23 protein-coding genes and 1 pseudogene are annotated in these 22005 nt (G+C 71.3%); 16 read left to right on the top strand and 8 right to left on the bottom strand.

The window, feature by feature from the left end; genetic code table 11:
* Positions 1-32: 32 nt before the first annotated feature.
* Together PCA76_RS25840 and PCA76_RS25835 are read right to left on the bottom strand one after the other, a co-directional pair.
* Entirely contained in the window at positions 33-794 is a 762-nt protein-coding gene (locus PCA76_RS25840; protein WP_272613027.1) for an ABC transporter permease, read from the bottom strand.
* The gene (locus PCA76_RS25835; protein ID WP_272613026.1) at positions 791-1588 is read right to left on the bottom strand and encodes an ABC transporter ATP-binding protein; all 798 of its coding nucleotides are present in this window, start codon (positions 1586-1588) and stop codon (positions 791-793) included. The genes PCA76_RS25840 and PCA76_RS25835 overlap by 4 nt, the downstream gene beginning before the upstream one ends.
* A gap of 72 nt (positions 1589-1660) precedes the next feature.
* On the opposite strand from PCA76_RS25835, the gene PCA76_RS25830 reads away from it, so the two are divergent.
* On the top strand, positions 1661-2302 hold the full coding sequence (locus PCA76_RS25830; protein WP_272613025.1) for an MOSC domain-containing protein: 642 nt from the start codon (positions 1661-1663) through the stop codon (positions 2300-2302).
* A 71-nt stretch (positions 2303-2373) separates the two neighbouring features.
* On the opposite strand, the gene PCA76_RS25825 is transcribed toward PCA76_RS25830, so the two are convergent.
* The 3 genes from PCA76_RS25825 to PCA76_RS25815 all read right to left on the bottom strand — a co-directional run bounded on the left by PCA76_RS25825 (position 2374) and on the right by PCA76_RS25815 (position 5381).
* Positions 2374-3276 carry a phytanoyl-CoA dioxygenase family protein gene (locus tag PCA76_RS25825; RefSeq protein WP_272613023.1) on the bottom strand — a complete coding sequence of 301 codons (903 nt, stop codon included), beginning with the start codon at positions 3274-3276 and terminating at the stop codon, positions 2374-2376.
* 221 nt (positions 3277-3497) lie between these two features.
* On the bottom strand, positions 3498-4352 hold the full coding sequence (locus PCA76_RS25820; RefSeq protein ID WP_272613022.1) for a hypothetical protein: 855 nt from the start codon (positions 4350-4352) through the stop codon (positions 3498-3500).
* Between the two features lie 219 nt (positions 4353-4571).
* Entirely contained in the window at positions 4572-5381 is an 810-nt protein-coding gene (locus tag PCA76_RS25815; RefSeq protein ID WP_272613021.1) for an enoyl-CoA hydratase-related protein, read from the bottom strand.
* Between the two features lie 19 nt (positions 5382-5400).
* Here PCA76_RS25815 and hemW point away from each other — a divergent pair, with 19 nt between their 5' ends.
* On the top strand, positions 5401-6624 hold the full coding sequence (gene hemW, locus PCA76_RS25810) for a radical SAM family heme chaperone HemW (RefSeq protein ID WP_272619618.1): 1224 nt from the start codon (positions 5401-5403) through the stop codon (positions 6622-6624).
* Between the two features lie 66 nt (positions 6625-6690).
* On the opposite strand, the gene PCA76_RS25805 is transcribed toward hemW, so the two are convergent.
* Positions 6691-7353 (bottom strand): DUF4870 domain-containing protein, encoded by a 663-nt coding sequence (locus PCA76_RS25805; protein ID WP_272613020.1) that lies wholly within the window; start codon positions 7351-7353, stop codon positions 6691-6693.
* A gap of 225 nt (positions 7354-7578) precedes the next feature.
* Here PCA76_RS25805 and hrcA point away from each other — a divergent pair, with 225 nt between their 5' ends.
* From hrcA to PCA76_RS25790, 3 genes and pseudogenes are all read left to right on the top strand, one after another.
* A complete protein-coding gene (hrcA, locus tag PCA76_RS25800; protein ID WP_272613019.1) occupies positions 7579-8601 on the top strand; it encodes a heat-inducible transcriptional repressor HrcA in 1023 nt (340 codons plus the stop codon).
* Between the two features lie 74 nt (positions 8602-8675).
* Positions 8676-9820, top strand: a pseudogene (dnaJ, locus tag PCA76_RS25795) (molecular chaperone DnaJ).
* Between the two features lies 1 nt (position 9821).
* Positions 9822-10556, top strand: a complete 735-nt coding sequence (locus PCA76_RS25790; RefSeq protein ID WP_272613018.1) for a 16S rRNA (uracil(1498)-N(3))-methyltransferase — start codon at positions 9822-9824, stop codon at positions 10554-10556.
* 144 nt (positions 10557-10700) lie between these two features.
* Here PCA76_RS25790 and PCA76_RS25785 read toward each other — a convergent pair whose 3' ends face one another.
* Complete coding sequence (locus PCA76_RS25785; protein ID WP_272613017.1) at positions 10701-11462, bottom strand: SDR family NAD(P)-dependent oxidoreductase; 762 nt, start codon at positions 11460-11462, stop codon at positions 10701-10703.
* A gap of 94 nt (positions 11463-11556) precedes the next feature.
* Here PCA76_RS25785 and PCA76_RS25780 point away from each other — a divergent pair, with 94 nt between their 5' ends.
* From PCA76_RS25780 to PCA76_RS25745, 8 genes are all read left to right on the top strand, one after another.
* Positions 11557-11916 (top strand): histidine triad nucleotide-binding protein, encoded by a 360-nt coding sequence (locus PCA76_RS25780; RefSeq protein ID WP_272613016.1) that lies wholly within the window; start codon positions 11557-11559, stop codon positions 11914-11916.
* Entirely contained in the window at positions 11913-13310 is a 1398-nt protein-coding gene (locus PCA76_RS25775; RefSeq protein ID WP_272613014.1) for a serine hydrolase domain-containing protein, read from the top strand. Before PCA76_RS25780 ends, PCA76_RS25775 begins: the two co-directional genes overlap by 4 nt.
* Positions 13311-13441: 131 nt before the next feature.
* Positions 13442-14500: a PhoH family protein gene (locus tag PCA76_RS25770; RefSeq protein WP_272613013.1), complete on the top strand. Its 1059-nt coding sequence runs from the start codon at positions 13442-13444 to the stop codon at positions 14498-14500.
* 15 nt (positions 14501-14515) lie between these two features.
* The gene (ybeY, locus tag PCA76_RS25765) at positions 14516-14989 is read left to right on the top strand and encodes an rRNA maturation RNase YbeY (protein WP_272613012.1); all 474 of its coding nucleotides are present in this window, start codon (positions 14516-14518) and stop codon (positions 14987-14989) included.
* On the top strand, positions 14965-16389 hold the full coding sequence (locus PCA76_RS25760) for a hemolysin family protein (protein WP_272619616.1): 1425 nt from the start codon (positions 14965-14967) through the stop codon (positions 16387-16389). Before ybeY ends, PCA76_RS25760 begins: the two co-directional genes overlap by 25 nt.
* Entirely contained in the window at positions 16382-16768 is a 387-nt protein-coding gene (locus PCA76_RS25755; RefSeq protein ID WP_272613011.1) for a cytidine deaminase, read from the top strand. The genes PCA76_RS25760 and PCA76_RS25755 overlap by 8 nt, the downstream gene beginning before the upstream one ends.
* Positions 16769-16773: 5 nt before the next feature.
* Positions 16774-17670 carry a GTPase Era gene (era, locus tag PCA76_RS25750; RefSeq protein ID WP_442930281.1) on the top strand — a complete coding sequence of 299 codons (897 nt, stop codon included), beginning with the start codon at positions 16774-16776 and terminating at the stop codon, positions 17668-17670.
* A 156-nt stretch (positions 17671-17826) separates the two neighbouring features.
* Positions 17827-19029, top strand: a complete 1203-nt coding sequence (locus PCA76_RS25745) for an acyltransferase family protein (protein ID WP_272613009.1) — start codon at positions 17827-17829, stop codon at positions 19027-19029.
* Here PCA76_RS25745 and PCA76_RS25740 read toward each other — a convergent pair.
* Entirely contained in the window at positions 19016-19822 is an 807-nt protein-coding gene (locus tag PCA76_RS25740; protein WP_272613008.1) for a DUF4097 family beta strand repeat-containing protein, read from the bottom strand. The genes PCA76_RS25745 and PCA76_RS25740 overlap by 14 nt on opposite strands.
* A gap of 102 nt (positions 19823-19924) precedes the next feature.
* On the opposite strand from PCA76_RS25740, the gene recO reads away from it, so the two are divergent.
* From recO to PCA76_RS25725, 3 genes are all read left to right on the top strand, one after another.
* Positions 19925-20791, top strand: a complete 867-nt coding sequence (recO, locus tag PCA76_RS25735) for a DNA repair protein RecO (protein ID WP_272613007.1) — start codon at positions 19925-19927, stop codon at positions 20789-20791.
* 4 nt (positions 20792-20795) lie between these two features.
* The gene (locus PCA76_RS25730) at positions 20796-21608 is read left to right on the top strand and encodes an isoprenyl transferase (RefSeq protein ID WP_272613006.1); all 813 of its coding nucleotides are present in this window, start codon (positions 20796-20798) and stop codon (positions 21606-21608) included.
* 71 nt (positions 21609-21679) lie between these two features.
* Positions 21680-21865 carry a hypothetical protein gene (locus tag PCA76_RS25725; RefSeq protein ID WP_272613005.1) on the top strand — a complete coding sequence of 62 codons (186 nt, stop codon included), beginning with the start codon at positions 21680-21682 and terminating at the stop codon, positions 21863-21865.
* The last annotated feature ends 140 nt before the right edge of the window (positions 21866-22005 follow it).

The following is a 22005-nucleotide window of genomic DNA, read 5'->3' as shown; positions in this document are numbered from 1 at the left end:
CCGCAGTTCGCCCAGCTCTGGTCGACACCGGTTCAGGAGATCTTGCGACGGTAGGTGAGGTTGGCGAACAGGTAGGCGAGGACGAGGATGCCGGCGCACCAGGCGAGGGCGATCCAGATGTCGGTGCCGACCGGCTGTTGGGTGAACAGGTCCCGGATTGCGTTGACGATTGAGGTCACCGGCTGGTGCTCGGCGAAGGCGCGTACCGGGCCGGGCATGGAGTCGGTGGGCACGAAGGCGGAGCTGACGAACGGCAGGAAGATGAGCGGGTAGGAGAACGCGCTCGCGCCGTCCAGGGTCTTCGCGGTGAGGCCGGGGATCACGGCGATCCAGGTCAGCGCCAGGGTGAACAGGACGAGGATGCCGGCGACCGCGAGCCACCCCGGCACGCCTACCCCCGTACGGAAGCCCATGATCAGGGCGACGCCGATGACGACGACGAGCGAGATCAGGTTGGCGACCAGCGAGGTCAGGACGTGCGCCCACAGCACGGATGATCGGGCGATCGGCATGGACTGGAACCGTTCGAAGATGCCGCCCTTCATGTCCAGGAAGAGCCGGAAGGCGGTGTAGGAGATGCCCGAGGCGATCGTGATGATCAGAATGCCGGGCAGCAGGTAGTTGACGTAGGAGTCGGTTCCGGTCTCGATCGCGCCGCCGAAGACGTAGACGAACAGCAGCATGAAGGCGATCGGCATGATCGCGGTGGTGATGATGGTGTCCGGGCTGCGGGCGATGTGGCGCAGCGAGCGTCCCAGGAGAACGGCGGTGTCGCCGACGAAGTGCTTGTTCATCGTTGTTCCTTGCTCGTGTGGGCGCCGACGACGGTGAGGAAGACGTCCTCGAGGCTGGGCTGCTTCTCGACGTACTCGATCTTCGCGGGTGGGAGGAGCTGCTTGAGCTCGTCGAGGGTGCCGTTCACGATGATCCGGCCCTCGTGCAGGATCGCGATCCGGTCGGCGAGATGCTCTGCCTCGTCGAGGTACTGAGTGGTGAGCAGCACCGTCGTACCGCCCTTGGCGAGTTCCTTGACGGCCTGCCACACCTCGATGCGCGCCTCCGGGTCCAGCCCGGTTGTCGGCTCGTCAAGGAAGATCACCGGTGGGCTACCGATGAGGCTCATCGCGATGTCCAGACGGCGGCGCATGCCACCGGAGTACGTCGCCACCCGCCGGGTGCCCGCCTCGGTCAGCGAGAAGCGCCTCAGGAGGTCGTCCGCGATCGCGCGCGGGTCCTTGAGGTGCCTGAGCTTAGCGACCAGGACGAGGTTCTCCCGCCCGGTGAGGACCTCGTCGACCGCCGCGAACTGCCCGGTGAGACTGATCGACTCGCGCACCTCGGCAGCCTGTGCCGCGACGTCGAAGCCGTTGACCCGGGCGGTCCCCGCGTCGGCCTTGAGCAGCGTGGACAGGATCTTCACCACCGTGGTCTTGCCCGCTCCGTTGGAGCCGAGCAGGGCGAAGATGGAGCCGCGCGCCACGTCGATGTCCACACCGCGCAGCACCTTCAGTTGTTTGAACGACTTCTCCAGGCCCCGCACGTGTATCACGGGCGGCTCGACCTGATCGGTTGTTGGCGGGATGCTCATGGCAGCCAGCATGGAGGGTTGACGCAGCGTCAAGGTCAAGCCCGCATCGCGAATTCACCTAGGCTGACGGTCATGACGGGCAGGGTGGCAGCGGTGAACCTCGGCATCGTGACCGAGGCGCAGTGGGCCGGCGACGCGAGCGGTCGCAGCGGCATCGACAAGCGGCCGGTGGACGGCCCGGTGCTGGTCCGCGTCGACGGGGTAATCGGTGACTTCATCGGCGAGCGAGCCCATCACGGTGGTCCTGACCAGGCGGTCTACGCCTACGCGGAGGAGGACGCCGCCTGGTGGGCGGCCGAGCTGGGCCGCGCCGTACGACCCGGTGGCTTCGGTGAGAACCTGTCCACCTACGCGGTCGACGTGACCGGCGCGGTGATCGGCGAGCAGTGGCAGGTCGGTTCCGCCCTGCTCCAGGTCACCAAGCCGCGTACGCCTTGCACCACCTTCGCCGGGTTCTGGGGCGTACCGGATCTGATCAAACGGTTCACCGCCCGGGCGCTGCCAGGCGCGTACCTGCGGGTGCTGCGGGAGGGCGAGGTCGGCCCGGGTGACCCGGTCGAGGTGGTGGAGCGGCCCGCGCACGGAGTGACCATCGGCGAGGTGTTCCGGGCGACCAGCCTGGAGCCGGAGCTGCTGCCCCGGCTGCTGGAGGCGGAGGGCCTGCCGGAACCGATCCGGGAGAAGGCACGCCGCCGCCTCGCCTCCCGCGGCTGACCCGTGGGGCCGGAGCTCAGATGAGAACGCCCCCTGTCGACACGACAGGGGGCGTTCTCATCGGCGGAAGGTCAGCGGAGCCAGGGGATGTTGCGGTCGAGCAGGCCGCGCTCCTTGAGCTCCTTGCGCAGCGGGATCTCGTCGTCGACGTACCCGTCCCAGTTGATGCCCCAGTAGTTGGCGGTGTGGGTGCCCTCACCGATCAGCTGGCGCTGCACCGGGGTGCGGTTGCGGTACCACTCGCCGTCCACGTCGGGGTGCAGCTCGTCCAGCGGACGGATCCACCGGTAGGTGTAGCCGACGAAGAGCATCTTGCGGGTGATGGTCGACAGGTTCGTCGACCGCGAGTGCCACTGCCGGCGGTCGAAGATGAAGGCGTCGCCCGGGTTGGCGGTGATCTCCACCGTGCCCTCCGGGTCGGGGTTCTGCACGGTGAGGTCCGCCGGCCGGGGCAGCGAGTTCTTCAGGTGGCTGCCCGGGATGACCTTGGTGGCGCCGCGGCCGGTCTCGGAGAGGTCCGACAGGACGTACGCGACCTTCAGCGAGAACATCGGCCGGGGCAGGTTCGGGTCCATCGTCTCCGGGTCGGAGTTCTGCCGGTACCCGTCCTGGTGCCAACCCCAGTACGGCTTCTCCGGCTCGGCGGCCGGCGGGGTGACGTCCAGGTGGTTGTGGTGGGTGTAGATGTTCCAGCCGGCCAGCCCCCACATGTACGGGAAGGCGATCGGGTGGGTCAGTAGCTCGCCGAAGAGCTCGTCGCGCTCCAGGAAGCCCAGCAGGTGCAGGGTGCCGTCCTTCTTGGTGGTGCCCTTTGCCTGCTCCTCCGCGTAGACGCGGTCGACCGCCGCCTCCAGCGCCGCCCGGTGGTCCTCCGTCAGGACGTTGCGCAGCAGGAGGAAGCCCTGCTCGTGGAACTCCTTGCGGTCAGTGTCGCTGATCGGTTCGTAACCGGTCCGGTCGCCGTAATCGAACACCGCGTCGTACCCCTCCCCATGAGGTGAAACCTTTTCTGGCACAGGCCGCCGATCGTAACGCGGTGGCCGTGGCATCGGGGAAGGCGTGTCGCGCGAGCTGACCCCAGTGGGACCCGGTGCAGCGAGGGAGATGCGTAGAGTGAGATTTCCGTGATCAATAGGGGTCTTTGCGGAACTTTGTCCGATTGTGCGTTTACTGCCGGTTAAGAGATCCGGGTCGGTCAACCCTCGTTGAACACCTCGGCCACCACCTGGCCGGCGGCGCTCTGCTGGCCGGCGACCCGCTCCCAGGTGCCGTCCCGGGCGGTCCACTCCAGGTCGCCGAAGCTGACGCGCTTCACCCCATGGTCCTGGGCGTGTGACACCAGCCAGTGCGCGTACCGCCAGCCGTCGCGCTGGTCGCCCGGAGTCACCGCCAGCCCGTTGGGGTCCGTCGGGTCGGTGCCCGTCAACCCCCAGTCCAACACCAGGTTGCGGGTCAGCTGCGCGGCCGCCGCCGCTCCGTGCATCACCGGGGTACGCCCCACCGTGCAGGCGACCGCGCCGGTGGCGTCGCCGAGCAGGGCCCGGCTGAGCACCTCGGAGTCGTCGGCCCACTTCTGGTAGGCCTCGGGGAAGGCCGAGCGCTGCACCCGCTGGGCGGCGTCGGTGACGCGCATCTTCTCCCAGCCGCGCACCTTCTTGAGCGCCGCGTAGAACCGGTTGGAGGCGTAGCGCGGGTCACGGATCTGCGCCGGAGTGCCCCAGCCCTGGCTCGGTCGCTGCTGGAACAGGCCGACCGAGTCGCGGTCGCCGTCGGAGAGGTTGCGCAGCCCGGACTCCTGGTACGCGGTGGCCAGTGCGACCACCACGGCCCGCTCGGGCATTCCGCGCTTCGCGCCGATCGCCGCGATCGTTGCCGCGTTGGCCATCTGGTCGGCGTCCAGCGCGACCCGGCCGTCGGCCTGCACGGTGCACTTCCGGGCTGCCAGCGGCAACTGGAGGCGGTCACCGACCTGCCGTACGACGAGCCAGATCGCGATCACGGCGACGAGGATGAGCACGACTCCACCCGCCACGGCTGCCCGAGTTCGCACTCACACCCCCAGATCGACAGTCCGACAAGCGTACGTCCCCGCTGGCCCTCTCCGAGTCGTCCGAGTGATTCGGGTCCGGCTTGGCCGGTTCGGGGTCGGCTCCGCTGTCGCGTACCGGTTGGCGACGTTCCCGCTCTGGTCGTGATCTCACCTGCCGTGTCGCCTTGTCGCCCGAGGCGGCGTCCCGGCGGTCACCCGTTTCAATCCGGTGGCCCGTGCCTAGCCGGCCTGGTCGCTGGAACCGCCGTCCAGAGCGGGCACCCATTGAGCCAATCTCTTCTCCCGGAACGCCATGACCCCTTCGCGCCCCTCGTCGGACAGGAAGTAGCCGGTCGAGAGGGCGGACAGCCGAGCCAGGTCGTCCCGCAGCTCGGCGGTGCCCGGCCGGCGCAGCAACTCCTTCGCGCCGGCCAACGCGCCGGGCCCGCCCCGCACCAGTGAGTCGCAGTACCGCTGCACCGCCGCGTCCAGCTCGTCCGCCGGCACGGCGGCGGTGACCAGGCCGATCTCGGCGGCCCGCCGCCCATCGAAGGTGTTCCCGGTGAGGTACAGCTCGGCGGCGGCGCGGGGGTGCAGGCGGGGCAGCACCGTCGCCGAGATCACCGCCGGGATCACCCCGATCCGCACCTCGGTGAACGCGAACGTCGCCTGATCGGCGCAGACCGCCAGGTCGGCGGCGGCGATCAGACCCAGCCCACCGGCCCGCGCCGGCCCGGCCACCCGGGCCAGCACCGGCTTCGGGCAGTCCCAGAGCGCGGCGAGCACGTCGCCCAGCATCCCGGCCGGCACCGTCCCGCTGGCGTACGCCATGGCGGTCTCTTTGAGGTCCGCACCCGAGCAGAAGACCGGGCCGGTGTGGTCGAGCACGATCACTCGGACCGCCTCGTCGGCGACCGCGTCGGCCAGCCCGGCCAGCAGTTGGGTCATCAGACCGGTGGAGAGCGCGTTGCGGTTGTGTGGGCTGTCCAGGGTGAGGGTGGTCACCCCGCGGGCCGTGGCGACCCGCACGAGGACGTCGGGAGAGGTCATGCCGGGCACACTAGTGGCCATGCCCGGCGTCCTTCCAGATGGTGAGACCGTCCCCGTCGACGGATCGCTGCCCGCTACCGCCACCGCGGCGGTCGGCGCGCGCGGCTTCGGCGTGTACGTGCACGTCCCGTTCTGCGCCAGCCGCTGCGGCTACTGCGACTTCAACACCTACACGGCGGCCGAGTTGGGCGGCGGCGCCAGCCGCGAGGGGTACGCCGACACCGTCCTCGCCGAGCTTGCACTCGCGTCCCGGGTGCTCGGCGACAGCCCGCCGCCCCAGGTCGACACCGTGTTCGTCGGCGGCGGCACGCCCACGTTGCTCCCCGCCGACGACCTGGCCCGCATCCTCGACGGCATCGACCGCACCTGGGGGCTGGCCGCCGACGCCGAGGTGACCACCGAGGCCAACCCGGAATCGGTCACCCCGGAATCGTTGAAACGGCTGCGGGCCGCCGGCTACACCCGGATCTCGCTCGGCATGCAGTCCGCCTCCCCGGGGGTGTTGGCGATCCTGGACCGCAAGCACAGCGCCGGACGAGCCACCGCCGCCGCACTGGAGGCGCGGGACGCCGGCTTCGAGCACATCAACCTGGACCTCATCTACGGGACACCGGGGGAGCGGGCCGAGGACTTCGCCGCTTCGCTGGACCAGGTCGTCGCCGCTGGGGTGGACCACGTCAGCGCGTACGCCCTGATCGTCGAGGACGGCACCCGGTTGGCCGCCCGGATGCGGCGCGGCGAGCTGGCGTACCCCAGTGATGACGTGGCAGCGGACCGCTACCTGGCCGCCGAGGCCGCCCTCGACGCGGCCGGCCTGTCCTGGTACGAGGTCTCCAACTGGGCTCGCACCGACGAGGCCCGGTGCCGGCACAACCTGCTCTACTGGACCGGCGCGGACTGGTGGGGGCTGGGGCCGGGGGCGCACAGCCACGTCGGCGGGGTCCGCTGGTGGAACGTCAAACACCCCTCGGCGTACGCCCAGCGGCTGGCCGCGGGCGCGTCTCCCGGCCTGGCCCGGGAGGTGCTCACGGTCGACGAGGGGCACATGGAGGACGTGATGCTGCGGCTGCGGCTCGCGAGCGGCCTGCCGTTGGCGGTGCTCGACGCCACCGGCCGGGTCGGTGCCGAGCGGGCGCTGGCCGACGGCCTGCTGGACGCCGAGGCGTACGCGGCCGGCCGGGCGGTGCTGACCCTGCGCGGGCGGCTGCTCGCCGACGCGGTCGTCCGCGACCTGCTGCCCTGAGCGGGCCCGCTGCCCCGGAACGGGGCAGCGGGTGCGACGGGCCGGCCGGGGGAGCGGCCGGCTGGCTCACTTGATGAAGCTGGCCGACATGGGGTAGCGGTAGGGGGCACCCTCGTTGGCCTTCATGCCCGCGATGATCCCGAACAGGATCTGGATCACCACAACGGCGATGCTGGGCAGGAAGAGCAGGCACCAGCTCACGAAGAGCAGCACGAACGCGATGATCGACCAGAGGATCTGGAAGTTCAGGGCGGCCAGGGCGTGCGCCCGGACGGCCGGCGACTGGTTGCCGCGGGCCAGGTAGGCGATGAGCGGGGCGACGAAGCCCAGAGGACCAAAGCTGATCAGCGCGCCGAGGGCGCCGCCGAAGTGGGCGACCAGTGCCCAGGTCTTGTCCTCGTTGTTGGCGTAGCCGCCGCCGGGGCCGCCGTAGGCGCCACCGGTCGGATAGCCGCCAGCCGGGGGGTAGCCCCCGGGCGGCGGATAGCCCCCGGGCGGCGGATAGCCCCCGGCCGGGGGATAGCCACCCGCCGGAGGGTAGCCACCTGACGGCGGTTGGTCACCGGTGGGCGGCGGATAGCCACCGGCCGGGGGATAGCCGCCCGGGCCGGGTGCCCCGGACAGTGGTGCGGTGGGTGGCTCGGCCGAAGGGAACGGGCCCGGAGAGGTCGGCTCCGGCGGGTAGTTGCCGGGGTCACCCGCTCCGGGAGGGCGAGGAGGTTCAGTCATGGGTGTCACGGTAGGGGCCAGTGGCAACGCCGCACCAGAGCGACACCGACCGGCAGTGTGGGCCGATCGGCCCAGCCGGGTGGCGGGGGCCGCACCGACGAGCCACCGTTGATCATCGCGCTGGCGGGTGCGCCGACGTAGACTGGCACTCGCTACAGTCGAGTGCCAGGACGGCCCGGCCGGCCCACGGCGCCGGCAGCCGACGTGCGACAGGAGGTGCGGAGGATGGGTCTCGACGACCGGAAACTCGCCGTGCTCCGCGCGATCGTCGAGGACTACGTCTCCACCCAGGAGCCGGTCGGCAGCAAGGCGCTGGTCGAGCGGCACCAACTCGGGGTCTCCCCGGCCACGGTCCGCAACGACATGGCCGTGCTGGAGGAGGAGGGCTACATCCGGCAGCCGCACACCAGTGCCGGCCGGGTGCCCACCGACCGTGGCTACCGGCTCTTCGTCGACCGGTTGTCCCGGGTCAAGCCGCTCAGCCCGGCCGAGCGCCGGGCCATCGAGCGTTTCCTGGTCGGCGCGGTCGACCTCGACGACGTCGTGCACCGCACCGTACGCCTGCTCGCTCAGCTGACCCGGCAGGTGGCCGTCGTGCAGTACCCGAGCCTGGCCCGCTCCTCGGTGCGTCACCTGGAGCTGGTGCCGATCTCCACCACCCGGCTGATGCTCGTCATGATCGCTGACACCGGGCGCGTGGAGCAGCGGCTGGTGGAGCTGCCCGGGCCGGTGCCCGTCGACGACGTCACCGACCTGCGTCGGCTGGTCAACGAAAAGCTCGCCGGCGCCCGGCTGTCCGATACGCCGCCGTTGGTGCAGGCGCTGGTCGAGGAGGCAGCCGCCGAGCTGCGTCCGGCGATGACCACACTCGCCACGGTGCTCCTGGAGACGCTCGTCGAGCGGCACGAGGAGCGCATCGCGCTGGCCGGCACCGCCAACCTCACCCGAGGTGGCCTGCTCGACTTCCAAGGCTCCCTGCGGCCGATCCTCGAGGCGCTGGAGGAGGAGGTCGTGCTCCTCAAGCTCATCGGCGAGACCGAGCCGAGCACGACCCGGGTGCTGATCGGCGACGAGAACGAGTTCGACAACCTGCGGGCCGCCTCCGTGGTCAGCACCGGGTACGGCCCGGGCGCCACCATCGTCGGCGGCCTGGGGGTGCTGGGGCCCACCCGGATGGACTACCCCGGCACCATCGCCACGGTGCGCGCCGTGGCACGCTACGTGGGCGAGTTGCTGGCCCAGAACTGATCAGTCAGGGCCGACGGCCGGCTGCTGCCGCCGGATCGGCGCAACGCGAGACGAACATGAGGACACGGAACGCAGTGGCCAGGGACTACTACGGCATTCTCGGTGTGAGCCGAGAAGCCTCCGATGACGAGATCAAGCGCGCCTACCGCAAGCTGGCGCGCCAGTTCCATCCGGACGTCAATCCGGACCCGGAGGCTCAGGAGAAGTTCAAGGACATCAACGCCGCGTACGAGGTCCTCTCGGACGACCGGAAGCGGCAGATCGTCGACCTGGGTGGCGACCCGCTCGCACCCGGTGGCGGCGGTGCCGGCGGCCCGGGCGGCCCCGGCGGAGCCGGTCCGTTCGTCGGTTTCCAGGACATCATGGACGCGTTCTTCGGAGGCGCGGCGGGCGGCGCCCGTGGCCCCGTCCGCGCACCCGTCCGGGCGCGGACGCGATCCTGCGGCTTGAGCTCGACCTGCACGAGACGGCGTTCGGCGTCGAAGCGCCGATCACCGTCGACACCGCGGTGCTCTGCACCACCTGTTCCGGCGCCGGCACGGCCGCCGGCACCCACCTGGCGACCTGCGAGGCGTGCGCCGGTCGGGGCGAGGTGCAATCGGTGCAGCGCACCTTCCTCGGCCAGGTGGTCTCCGCCCGGCCGTGCACCGTGTGCCAGGGCTACGGCACCACCATCCCGCACCCCTGCCCCACCTGCGCCGGGGACGGCCGGGTGCGCACCCGCCGCTCACTGACCGTCAAGATCCCGGCCGGCGTCGAGGACGGCATGCGGATCCGGCTGGCCCAGCAGGGCGAGGTGGGCCCGGGTGGCGGCACCGCCGGCGACCTCTACGTGGAGATCCACGAGCGGCCGCACGACGTGTACTCCCGCAAGGGCGACGACCTGCACTGCCGCGTCACCGTTCCGATGACCGCGGCGGCGCTCGGCACCCGGCTGACCATCAAGACCCTGGACAGCGAGGAGACGCTCGACGTCAAGGCCGGCACCCAGCCGGCCAGCACGCTGCGACTGCGCGCCCGGGGCGTGCCGCACCTGCGCGGCACCGGCCGGGGTGACCTCTACGTGCACCTGGACGTGCGGACGCCGACCAAGCTCGACCCGGACCAGGAGAAGATGCTGCGGGACTTCGCCAAGACCCGCGGTGAAGAGGTCGCCGAGCTGTCCAAGCAGGGCGGCTTCTTCTCCCGGATGCGCGACGCGTTCAACGGGCACGCCTGAGGTGTCGGCGCCGCTGTTCCTGGTCGAGGCGCTGCCCACCAGCGACGCGCTGACCCTGGACGGCCCGGAGGGGCACCACGCGGCAACCGTGCAGCGGCTGCGGGTCGGCGAGGAGCTGCTGCTCGCCGACGGCCGGGGCGGCACGGCCGCCGCCGTGGTCACCGCCGTCGGCCGGGGCAGCCTGGACCTGACCATCACCACCCGGGGGTACGCGGACGCACCCGTACCCCGTCTGGTGACCGTGCAGGGCATCGCCAAGGGCGACCGGGGCGAACTGGCCGTGCAGGCGATGACCGAGGTCGGGGTCGACGAGATCGTGCCCTGGGCGGCCGCCCGCTCGGTGACCCAGTGGCGGGGCGACCGGGGCGTACGCGCCCGGGAGAAGTGGGTGGCCACCGCCCGTGAGGCCGCCAAGCAGGCTCGCCGTCCCTGGCTGCCGGTGGTGGCCGGTGCGCCGGACGAGTCCACCGCCACGGTGGCCCGCCGGATCGCTGGTGCCGCCGCCGGGTTCGTGCTGCACGAGGAGGCCGACGAACGGCTGACAACCGCCGAGCTGCCGTCCGCCGGTGAGATCGTCCTGGTGGTCGGCCCCGAGGGTGGCATCGACCCGGCCGAGCTGACCGCCTTCCGGGAGGCCGGCGGGCGACCGGTCCGGCTCGGCCCGGCCGTGCTGCGCACCTCCACCGCCGGCGTGGCGGCGCTCAGCGTGCTAGCCACCCGCCTCAGCCGCTGGTAACCCGCCCCCGCTGCCCCCCGCCCGTCCCCGCCGCCCGTCCCCGCCGCCCGTCCCCGTCGATCTAGGGCATATCGTTGCTAGTGGATCTCTTGGAACGACGCTATGCCCTAGATCGACGGGGAATTCAGCGACGGGGAGGGGGCGTCAGCTGCGCAGGTAGGAGGCGCCGTTGAGGTCGACGATGGCACCGGAGGCCCATTCGGCCTGTGGCGAGGCCAGCCAGTGGATGGCGGCGGCGATCTCCTCCGGCCGGGCCACCCGGTCGAACGGGCTCTGCGCCCGAATCGCCGCGCCCTGCTCGCCGCGCAGGTGCTCGGTGATCATGTCGGTCGCCACGAAGCCCGGCGCGACGGTGGCGATCGCGATGCCGTACGGCGCGAGCGCCACGGCGAGGGACTGGCCCAGTGCGTTCAGCCCCGCCTTGCTGGCACCGTACGCCGGCTGGTCCGGCTCGCCCCGGAACGCGCCGCGGGACGAGACGTTGACGATCCGCCCGCCGCGTTCCCGCATGTGCTGGGCAGCGCACCAGGTGACGTTGCCGGCGCCGGTCAGGTTGGTCTCCAGCACCTGCCGCCAGCGCTTCTGCCACTGCTCGTAGGAGGCGCCGAAGATCGGGTGCGGGTCGTCCCGGTCGCCGTACACCCCGGCGTTGTTGACCAGCACGTCGAGCCCGCCGAGCAGCTCGGCGGCCCGGTCCACCATGGCCCGGACCGCGTCCGGATCGGTGAGGTCGGCGCGGACCACCACGTGCCCGGCGCCGGGCAGTTGCGCGCGCAGCTCCTCGGCCGCGTCCGCGGAGTCTCGGTGGTGGATTGCCACCCGGTCACCGCTGGCCGCGAACGCCGTCGCCACCGCCCGGCCGATTCCGCGCGAGGCCCCGGTCACGAGTACCGCCCGATCCGTCATGCCGGCCATCCTGCCCCAGCCGGCGGCACTGCGAACGGGCCGGGGGCGCGCTGCGCCGGAGCGCCCCCGGCCCGTTAGTCCTTACACTGCCCCGATGGGATCCGACTGCCTGTTCTGCCGCATCGTCGCCGGGGAGATCCCGGCCACCGTGGTTCGGGAGACCGACACCACGCTCGCCTTCCGCGACATCGATCCGAAGGCGCCGGTGCACGTGCTGGTCATTCCGAAGGAGCACTACGCCGATGTGGCCACGCTCGTCCAGGGTGACCCGGCGCTGGCTGCGGATGTGTTGGCGACGTCCGCCGCGGTCGCCGAGGACGAGGGCCTGCTCGGCGACGGTTTCCGGCTGATGTTCAACACCGGCGCGTACGGCGGGCAAGAGGTGTTCCACGTGCACGCGCACCTGCTCGGTGGCGCGCCGCTCGGCCCGATGCTCGCCCGGAACCTGGCGTGAACGCAGGTCCGACGCCCGACGCCCGCGTGGACGAGCGGTTGGGCCGGTTGGTTCGGCGGGTGCAGGCCGACGCCCGGGTGCCTGCGGTGTCGGCGGCGCTGCACCGAGCCGACCGGCCGCTCTGGAGTTGCACCGTCGGTGCGACCGGCACCGACAGCTCCCTGGAGCCGGGCACCCAGTTCCGGATCGGCTCGGTCACCAAGACCTTCACCGCGGTGCTGGTCCTGCAGTGCCGCGACGACGGGCTGTTGGACCTGGACGACCCGGTGGGCCGGCACCTGGACCTTCCGGCGCACGGCGAGCTGATTATCCGCCGGTTGCTGTCGCACACCGGTGGCCTGCAACGCGAGCCGTTCGGCGACGTCTGGGACAGCCTGCGCGCCCCGGACACCGACCAGTTGCTCGCGGAACTGGACCGGGCTGAGCGGGTGCTGCCGACCGCCCGCCGGTTCCACTACTCCAACCTGGGACTGGCCGTGCTCGGCCAACTGGTCGCCCGGCTACGCGGCGAGAGTTGGGCGCAGGCGCTCACCGAGCGGATCCTGACGCCGCTGGGGCTGACTGACACCACCGTGACGCCTCGGTCGACGGCGGCCACCGGGTTCCTGGTCGACGCGTACTCCGACGAGGCGCACCCGGAGCCGCCGACCGACTTCGGTGCGGTCGGACCGGCCGCCCAGCTCTGGAGCACCGCGACCGACATGGCCCGCTGGGCCGCGTTCCTGGCCGATCCGGCGGCGCTGGACCCGTCCGGCGCGGTGCTCGCCCCCGCCACCCTGGACGAGATGCGCTGGCCGGTGACCACCACCGACGAGACGCTGTGGGGCGCGGGCTTCGGGCTCGGGCTGATCCTGGTCCCGCAGGGGGAGCGGGTGGTGCACGTGGGGCACGACGGGGCGATGCCCGGTTTCCTCGCGGCGGTGTACGGCCGGCGGGGCGGCGACGGAACGGCCGGCGCGATGGGCGCTGCGGTGCTCGGCTCGTCCGGCACGGCGGCCGAACTGTTCGACCTGCCGCACAGACTGCTCGCCGCAGCGGTCGAGCACGACCCGGCCGAGATCGAGCCATGGCAGCCCGGCGCACCCGCACCGGCGGCCCTGCGGGGCGTGCTCGGTCGCTGGTGGGGCGAAGGCTTCGAGTACGTCTTCTCCTGGCACGACGGCGCCCTGCGGGCGCGCGGGGCCGGCGACCCGGCAGGACGCCCCCCGGCGATCTTCACCCCACTGACTGACCAGCCAGACGTGTTCCGCACGGTCTCCGGTCGGGAGGCCGGTGAGCTGCTGCGGCTGACCCGGGACGGGGCCGGCGCGGTGGTTCGGATGCACTGGGCGACGTACCGGTTCACCCGCCAGCAGGAGACCTTCGACCGGTACGACTTCCGGGCCGGGCGTTGATCGCGGCCAGCGGAAATGGGCGCGATGCGGCCTGCGTTGAACCGATACGATGGGTGTAACGTCCGCACGCCGTGCCAGCAGGCCGGCGCCGAGATCGAGAGCAGGTGGCGCAGGGCCCTTCGGCCCAACCTATGACCGGCACCCCACCTCCCGGCCCGCCCCGGGTGCAGACCAGGATCACCGTGCCCGACTCGAAGATCATGGTCAATCTCCTCGGCGCAGGCGACGAGATCCTACGACTCGTCGAACGCTCGGTCAGCAGTGACGTGCACGTCCGCGGCAACGAGATCACCATCACCGGCGACCCCGCGGACAACGCCCTCGCCGAGCGGGTCTTCAGTGAGCTGCTCGAACTCATCGAGAAAGGCGAGACCCTGACCAGTGACGCCGTCCGGCGTACCGTCGGCATGCTCGAGCAGGGCAGTGCCGAGCGGCCCGCCGAGGTTCTGACCCTCAACATCCTCTCCCGTCGCGGCCGTACCATCCGTCCCAAGACCCTGGGGCAGAAGCGGTACGTCGACGCGATCGACACGCACACCATCGTCTTCGGCATCGGCCCGGCCGGCACCGGAAAGACCTACCTGGCCATGGCGAAGGCCGTCCAGGCGTTGCAGGCCAAGCAGGTCAACCGGATCATCCTGACCCGGCCGGCGGTGGAGGCGGGTGAGCGACTGGGCTTCCTGCCCGGCACGCTCAACGACAAGATCGACCCGTACCTGCGCCCGCTCTACGACGCGCTGCACGAGATGCTCGATCCGGAGACGATCCCGAAGCTGATGGCCCAGGGGACGATCGAGGTCGCGCCACTCGCGTACATGCGTGGTAGGACCCTTAGCGATGCGTTCATCATCCTGGACGAGGCGCAGAACACGACGCCCGAGCAGATGAAGATGTTCCTCACCCGGCTCGGCTTCAACTCCAAGATCGTCGTGACCGGTGACATCACCCAGGTGGACCTTCCCGGCGGGACGAGCAGCGGCCTGAAGGTTGTCCGGGAGATCCTGGAGAACGTCGAGGACGTGCACTTCTCCCAGTTGTCCAGCACCGACGTGGTCCGCCACCAGTTGGTCGGGGAGATCGTCGACGCGTACGCCCGCTGGGACGCCGAGCGGGAAAACCAGCAGGCGCAGGGCGTTCACGCCGTGCCGGGGCGACCCGCCCAGGGCGGCCGAGCCGGCCGCCGCCGCTAAAGCAGAGGAAAGCAGTTGTCCATCGAGATCGCCAACGAGTCCGGTGTCGAGGTTGACACCGACGCCGTGCTCGCCGTCGCCCGGCACGCCCTCGACGAGATGGGGGTCAACCCCCTCGCCGAGTTGTCCGTGTTGCTGGTCGACATCGACTACATGACCGAGCTGAACCACCGCTGGATGGGTGGCGACGGCCCGACCGACGTGCTCGCCTTCCCCATGGATGAGGGCAGCGTCGACCACGGCCCGGGCGAGTCCGCACCGGCCGGTGGCGAGCCGGCCCTGCTCGGCGACATCGTGCTCTGCCCCGAGGTCGCGGCCAAGCAGGCGGCGACCGCCGGGCACGCACCGGCCGACGAGCTGCACCTGCTCACCGTGCACGGTGTGCTGCACCTGCTGGGCTATGACCACGCCGAGCCGGAGGAGGAGCGGGAGATGTTCGCGCTCCAGGCCCGACTGCTGGCGAGCTGGCGGTCGACCCGCACCCAGTGATGTCCACTCCTCCGTTACTCGCGGCCGGTGCCACCGCCGGCCTTCCCGACCTGCAGCTGATCGTCTTCGCGGCCGGCCTGGTGGTGTTGGCCGGTCTGATCGCGATGACCGAGGCGGCGCTCGCCGCGGTCTCGCCGGCCCGGGCCGCCGAGCTGGCCCGCGACGGTGTGCGGGGCGCCCGTACCCTCCAGGTCGTCGCCGGCGACGTCGTCCGGCACCTCAACCTTCTCCTTTTGTTGCGGCTGCTCGCCGAGCTGACCGCCACCACGCTGGTGGCGCTCGTCGCGGTGGACAGCTTCGGCGCCGGCTGGCGAGCCGCGCTGGTGACCGCCGGTGCGATGACCGTGGTCAGCTTCGTGGTGGTCGGCGTCGCGCCGCGCACCATCGGCCGGCAGCACGCGTACGCCGTGGGTCGGGCCGTGGCGCCGCTGGTCCGCTGGCTGGGCCGGGCGCTCAACCCGCTCGCGTCGCTGCTGATCCTGATCGGCAACGCGGTCACCCCGGGGCGTGGCTTCCGGGAGGGCCCGTTCGCCACCCAGGTGGAGTTGCGTGAGCTGGTCGACCTGGCCGAGCAGCGCGGCGTGGTCGAGCACGGCGAGCGCCAAATGATCCACTCGGTCTTCGCGCTCGGCGACACCATCGCCCGTGAGGTGATGGTGCCTCGTACGGAGATGGTGTGGATCGAGGAGGGCAAGACGCTCGCGCAGGCGCTGGTGCTCTTCCTGCGTTCCGGTTTCTCCCGCATTCCGGTGATCGGCGAGAGTGTCGACGACGTGCTGGGTGTGCTCTACCTCAAGGACCTGATCCGGCGTTCCCGCGGCGGTGACCCGGAGGCCGAGCAGGTGCCGGTGGCCGAGCTGATGCGCCCGGCGACTTTCGTACCGGAGTCCAAGCCGGTCGACGACCTGCTGTCGGAGATGCAGGCGGCCCGCAACCACCTGGTCATCGTGGTCGACGAGTACGGCGGCACCGGCGGTCTGGTCACCATCGAGGACATCCTGGAGGAAATCGTCGGTGAGATCACCGACGAGTACGATGTCGAGCGCCCGCCCGTCGAACGTCTGGGGGACTCCTCGGTGCGGGTGACCGCCCGCCTGCCGGTGGAGAACCTGGGCGAGATGTTCGACACCGATCTCCCCACCGACGAGGTGGAAACGGTCGGTGGCCTGCTCGCCCAGTCGCTGGGGCGGGTGCCGATCCCCGGTGCGGAAGCCGAGGTCGCCGGCCTCCGGCTGATCGCCGAGGGCACCACCGGCCGGCGCAACCGGATCGACACCGTCCTGGTCAGCCGGGTGGAGTCGGGCCATGAGCAGGACACCGCGGGGCGTGGCGAGCACGCTGGCCCCGGGGACGACACCGACAACTATCGAGACGACGAGAGGCAATCCGCCGATGCCTGACACACCCGCCGCGCCTGCCGCCCCGACCGCCCCCACCGCGTCGGCCCCGCTGAGCGCCGAGGACGGCAAGCTCGTCGTCCTGGCCCGGGGAGCCCGTGGACGGGTCGGCGCCGTGGAGGGCGCCGCGGTCCGGGACCAGGACGGCCGGACGTACGCGGCGGCCAGTGTCGCGTTGCCCTCGCTGACCCTCACCGCGTTGCAGTTGGCGGTCGCATCGGCCGTGGCGGCCGGGGCGAGCCGGCTGGAGGCCGCGGTGGTGGTGACCGAGGCGTCGACGCTGGATGGCGCCGGGCACGCGGCGGTGCGTGACCTCGCGGTGGACGCGCCGATCCACGTGGCCGCTCCGGACGGCACGGTCCTCGGCACGGTGACTCAGTGAGCCCCGTGCAGGACCCGGAGGCTCGGCCGTACCGGGCCGGGTTCGGCTGTTTCGTCGGCCGACCCAACGCCGGCAAGTCGACGCTGACCAATGCCATCGTCGGCACCAAGATCGCGATCACCTCGAACAAGCCGCAGACCACCCGGCACGTCATCCGGGCCGTGCTGCACCGGCCGGAGTCGCAGCTGGTCCTGGTCGACACACCGGGCCTGCACCGCCCTCGTACGCTGCTCGGTGAGCGCCTCAACGACCTGGTCCGGTCCACCTGGACGGAGGTCGACGTGATCGGCCTCTGCATCCCGGCGGACGAGCCGGTCGGGCGCGGTGACCGGTTCATCAGCGGCGAGTTGGCCGAGTTGAAGGCCACCGTGCTGGCAGTTGTCACCAAGACCGACCTGGTGGACAAGCGTCGCCTGGCGGAGCAGTTGCTCGCGGTAAGCAAGATGGGCGAGTTCGCCGAGATCGTGCCGGTGAGCGCGGTTTCCGGGCATCAGGTGGACACGCTGGTCGACGTGATGACCAGCTACCTGCCGCCGTCGCCGCAGCTCTACCCGGACGACATGCTGACCGACGATCCCGAGCAGGTGATGGTCGCGGAGCTGATCCGGGAGGCCGCCCTGGAGGGGGTCCGTGACGAGCTGCCGCACTCCATCGCGGTGATCGTGGAGGAGATGATCCCCGAGGGTCAGGTCATGAAGATCTACGCCGACCTGTACGTGGAACGGCCCAGCCAGAAGGCGATCGTGCTCGGTCACAAGGCGAGTCGGCTCAAGGAGGTCGGCACCAACGCCCGCCGGCAGATCGAGGAGTTGCTCGGCAGCCGGGTCTATCTCGACCTGCACGTGCGGGTCGCGAAGGACTGGCAGCGCGACCCGAAGCAGTTGCGCAAGCTCGGCTTCTGACCTACCCCGTCGAGGCGTTTGCCCGACCGGCGGCATGATCGTCTTCGGTCGGGCGGATGGGGTGCTTCACGTTTGGTCGGGGCCGCAGCCGTTTGGCGCGGGCACCGCGCAGGGTAGGGGAGGTACGCCAAGCGTCCCCAACCCAGATGCAGGCTGATGCGCAACAGGTATCTCGATCTGCTCCGTTTCCTGGCCATCGTCCGAGTGGTCGTCTACCACGTCACCGGGTGGGCGACCCTCACCCTCGTCTTCCCTGCCATGTCGGTGATGTTCGCGCTGGCCGGTTCGCTGATGGCCGCGTCACTGACCCGCTCCGGGCCGGCGGCGGTCGGGCGTCGGCTGCGTCGGCTGTTGCCGTCGTTGTGGGTGCTCGCGGTGGTCTTCGTGCCGGCCATGCTTTTCTCCGGGCTGCCGGTGACCCCCCGGTTGCTGCTGTGGTTGTTCCCGATAGCCGACCCGCCGGCCAACTACTGGGGTGCGCTGGCGCTGAGCATCATCTGGTACCTGCGCGACTACCTGTGGTTCGTGCTCGCCTCACCGGTCGCGTTCTGGCTGTTCCGGCGTGCCCCGCTACCCACTCTGCTCGCCCCGTACCTGCTGCTGGTGGCGATCGAGGTGGGGATCTACCAGGCACCCCCGCCGGTGCTGCGCGAGTTCGGGCTCTACTTCGGAGCGTGGACGCTCGGCTTCGCCCATCACTCAGGGATGCTGCGTCGACTCTCCGGCCGAGTGCTGTACCCGTTGGCGCTCGCACTCGCGGTGGGCGGCGGCGCCTGGATCGTCGGGCATCCCGGCCCGCGCGGGTACGACCTGAACGACAACCACCTGGGCAACGCCCTCTGGTCGGCCGCGTTCATCCTGATCGTGCTCGGTCGGGCGCCGTCCGGGCTGGCCTGGCTGGGCCGCAGCAGGTTGGCTGACCGGGCGGTGACCGTGGTCAACCGGCGGGCGCTCACCGTCTACCTCTGGCACATGCCGTTCGTGGTGGCGCTCACTCCGCTGGTCGACGTGGTGGGTTGGTCCCACCAGGACCCGGTGGGCCTGGCCATCCGGGTGTTGCTGGTCTTCGCACTGGTCGGGCTGGTCACCCTGGCCGTCGGCTGGGTCGAGGACGTCGCCGCCCGCCGCCCTCCGGAGTTGATCCCCGGCGGCCCGGTGCGGTCCACCGAGCAGGCCGGCCGGTCCGACACCGAGCAGGCCGGCCGGTCCGACACCGAGCAGGCCGGCCGGTCCGACACCGAGCGGCCCGGCCGTTCCGGTACGGAGCCGGTGGGCGAGCCGACCGGGGTCGCTGTCGGACGGGCGGTGGTGCCGGGGCAACGGATGCCCGAGGAGGTGGGCACCGTCAGCGCTGGCTGATGGTGACGTTGCCGCTGCCGGCCGAGCCGTCGAGCACCAGCGTCGCGGACGGGTCGTCGGTGACGGAGATCCGCGCGTCGCCGGAGCCGGTGTTGGACCGGACCCGGTAACTGCCCGCCGGCACGAGCAGCGTGACATCGCCGCTGGAGGCGTGTGCCCGGGCCGAGGCGGACTTCTCCAGTTCGACGGTGACATTGCCCGAGCCGGCCTCGGCGTCGACCGCGCCGCCCAGTCGGCGTGCGGTGATGTCCCCGGACCCGGCGCGCAGGCGGACCGCTCCGCTGGCCTCGCTCACCTCGATGTTGCCGGAGCCGGTCTCGACACCGACCGCGCCGGAGGCGTTGGTGATCCGTACGTCGCCGGAGCCCAGCCGCAGCTCCACCGCGCCGACCCGGCTCAGCTCGACGTCGCCGGAGCCGGACTCGCCCTGGAGTGTCACCCCCTCCGGCACGGCCACCTCGTAGGAGATGCTGCACCGGTCGCCGCAGTCGGTGTCCAGCACCAGCTCACTGCCCTTGATCTCGTACCGGGCGTCGGGTTCGCCGCCCTGGTAGCGCACCACCCGTTTGATGCGCGCCTCGCCGGCCGCGCCGCTGCCCCGGACGATCACGTCCCCCGCACCCGGCAGCACCTTGATGCTGGTGATCTTCACGGCCTCGGTGTCGTCGTAGTCGAGCCGGCGCATGGCCAGGTTGTCGCACCCGGCGAGCAGGATGAGGGTGGTTGCTAGGCCCAGGGCGACGGGCGCGGCGGCGCGACGACGGGAAGCGTGAGTGGTGGGGTGCAATGCCATGGCCAGCACGCTACGGCCGGTGACGAGTCGGGCGCATCGGGGTTCGTCCGCGCATCCACCCCGAACCAACCCTGATTTCACACCCCGAGGGAGAATGGCCCGATGGCCGGGTATCGCCGACAGCTCTACCGCGACGACGCGGTGGTGCTGCGTGTGCAGAAGCTCGGCGAGTCCGACCGGATCATCACCCTGCTCACCCGCCGACACGGCCGGCTACGCGCGGTGGCCCGGGGGATCCGCCGCACCACCAGTAAGTTCGGCGCCCGGCTGGAGCCGTTCGGCCACGTCGACCTCCAGCTCGCCGGGGACCCGAAGGGCAACCACGGCAGCTCCCTGCACACCGTCAGCCAGGTCGAGGCCATCGACCTGCACGGCAAGCGGTTCCTGGGGGACTACCCGCGCTACACGGCGGCCAGTGCGATCGCCGAGACCGCCGAGCGGCTGACCCCGGTGGAACGGGAGCCGTCGCTGCGGCTGTTCCAGCTCACCGTGGGCGCGCTGAAGGCGCTGTCCCGGGGCGAACACGCCACCACCCTGGTGCTCGACGCGTACCTGCTGCGCGGGATGTCCCTCGCGGGCTGGGCGCCGGCGCTGATCGCCTGCGCGGTCTGCGGCACGCCCGGCCGGCACCGTGCGTTCTCCGTGCCGGCCGGCGGCGCGGTCTGTCCGGATTGTCGGCCGCCCGGCGCGGCCCATCCCGCGCCGGCCACCATCGACCTGATGTCCGCGCTGACCACCGGCGACTGGGTGGTCGCCGATGCCACCGAATCCGGCGTACGCCGGGAGTGCAGTGGACTGGTCGCGGCTCACCTGCAGTGGCATCTGGAGCGCGCGTTACGCTCGCTGCCGCTGGTCGACCGGGGTCCCTCGGCGGCCGGCGCGGCCTCGCCGCCGGAAGGCGCCGGGGCCGTGGTGCTCCGGCCACATGGCGACGTCGAGGCCGGGGCGGACGGCGCGAGCAGGGAGTGACCGAGTGATCCGATCGAAGAAGGCCGGCCGGCGCGAGCCGACGCCACCGACGCCACACCCGTCCGGCGCCCGGCCGCCGGCGCTGCCCACCGAGGCGGTGCCCAGGCACGTGGCGGTGGTGATGGACGGCAACGGTCGCTGGGCCAAGGACCGCGGGCTGCCTCGCACCAAGGGTCACGAGGCGGGGGAGCACAGCCTCTTCGACACCATCGAGGGTGCGATCGAGATGGGCATCCCGTACCTGTCGGCGTACGCGTTCTCCACCGAGAACTGGCGGCGCTCGCCCGACGAGGTCCGGTTCCTGATGGGGTTCAACCGGGACGTGATCCGTCGCCGCCGCGACCAGTTGGTCGACCTCGGCGTCCGGGTGGTCTGGTCGGGTCGGCCCGGGCGGTTGTGGAAGAGCGTCATCTCCGAGTTGCAGACCGCCGAGGAGATGTCCGGCGACAACTCGACGTTGACCCTGCAGTTCTGCGTCAACTACGGCGGGCAGGCCGAGATCGGTGACGCCGCCGCCGCCATCGCCCGCGACGTGGCGGCCGGCCGGTTGGATCCGGCGAAGGTCAATGAGAAGACCGTGGCGAAGTACCTCTACCACCCGGAGATCCCGGAGGTGGACCTGTTCCTGCGCCCCTCCGGGGAGGAGCGGATCTCCAACTTCCTGCTCTGGCAGGCCGCGTACGCCGAGTTGGTCTTCCTGGACACGCTCTGGCCCGACTTCGACCGCCGCCACCTCTGGTATGCGTGCGAGTTGTACGCGCAGCGGGACCGGCGCTTCGGCGGCGCGCTGCCCAACCCGGTCGCCCCGGTTCTCTGAGCCAACGCGCTTACGCTCGCGTCACTCTGGGTATCAGAGACGTCAGAAGCCACTGACGGAGGTGAACCCACATGATTCAGAAGCGCATTGCCCAGTGGGCGGTGATGGCGGTAGCGGTGCCACTGGCGGCTGCCGGTGCACGTCGGCTCAGCCACACGCTGGAGTCCCGGCGTGGTCCCTCCGGGGCCACCCGCTTGCTGACCAGGGGCGCGGACATGATCCGCCCGCAGAAGGCCAAGCGTCGCCGGTTCTTCTAACCCCCGACCCTCAGGCGCCGCCCGCACCCGTGCGGGCGGCGCCTGACTGTGTCCACACCGCCCCGCCCCCGTGGTGGAAGCGGGGGTGCGGTGGTTTTGGGGTTCTGTGGAAGGGGGGCGGGTAGGGTCCGGAGGTGGCG

Source organism: Micromonospora sp. LH3U1 (assembly GCF_028475105.1).
GTDB lineage: Bacteria > Actinomycetota > Actinomycetes > Mycobacteriales > Micromonosporaceae > Micromonospora.
Note: the sequence above shows the minus strand (reverse complement) of the source record. Positions and strands in the feature narration are given on the sequence as shown.

Excerpts from the sequence above, each read along its gene's own strand:
- PCA76_RS25840 (WP_272613027.1), bottom strand. The coding sequence starts at position 794 with ATGAACAAGCACTTCGTCGGCGACACCGCCGTTCTCCTGGGACGCTCG.
- PCA76_RS25835 (WP_272613026.1), bottom strand. The coding sequence starts at position 1,588 with ATGAGCATCCCGCCAACAACCGATCAGGTCGAGCCGCCCGTGATACAC.
- PCA76_RS25830 (WP_272613025.1), top strand. The coding sequence starts at position 1,661 with ATGACGGGCAGGGTGGCAGCGGTGAACCTCGGCATCGTGACCGAGGCG.
- PCA76_RS25815 (WP_272613021.1), bottom strand. The coding sequence starts at position 5,381 with ATGACCTCTCCCGACGTCCTCGTGCGGGTCGCCACGGCCCGCGGGGTG.
- hemW (WP_272619618.1), top strand. The coding sequence starts at position 5,401 with ATGCCCGGCGTCCTTCCAGATGGTGAGACCGTCCCCGTCGACGGATCG.
- PCA76_RS25805 (WP_272613020.1), bottom strand. The coding sequence starts at position 7,353 with ATGACTGAACCTCCTCGCCCTCCCGGAGCGGGTGACCCCGGCAACTAC.
- hrcA (WP_272613019.1), top strand. The coding sequence starts at position 7,579 with ATGGGTCTCGACGACCGGAAACTCGCCGTGCTCCGCGCGATCGTCGAG.
- PCA76_RS25785 (WP_272613017.1), bottom strand. The coding sequence starts at position 11,462 with ATGACGGATCGGGCGGTACTCGTGACCGGGGCCTCGCGCGGAATCGGC.
- PCA76_RS25780 (WP_272613016.1), top strand. The coding sequence starts at position 11,557 with ATGGGATCCGACTGCCTGTTCTGCCGCATCGTCGCCGGGGAGATCCCG.
- PCA76_RS25770 (WP_272613013.1), top strand. The coding sequence starts at position 13,442 with ATGACCGGCACCCCACCTCCCGGCCCGCCCCGGGTGCAGACCAGGATC.
- PCA76_RS25755 (WP_272613011.1), top strand. The coding sequence starts at position 16,382 with ATGCCTGACACACCCGCCGCGCCTGCCGCCCCGACCGCCCCCACCGCG.
- PCA76_RS25745 (WP_272613009.1), top strand. The coding sequence starts at position 17,827 with ATGCGCAACAGGTATCTCGATCTGCTCCGTTTCCTGGCCATCGTCCGA.
- PCA76_RS25740 (WP_272613008.1), bottom strand. The coding sequence starts at position 19,822 with ATGGCATTGCACCCCACCACTCACGCTTCCCGTCGTCGCGCCGCCGCG.
- recO (WP_272613007.1), top strand. The coding sequence starts at position 19,925 with ATGGCCGGGTATCGCCGACAGCTCTACCGCGACGACGCGGTGGTGCTG.
- PCA76_RS25725 (WP_272613005.1), top strand. The coding sequence starts at position 21,680 with ATGATTCAGAAGCGCATTGCCCAGTGGGCGGTGATGGCGGTAGCGGTG.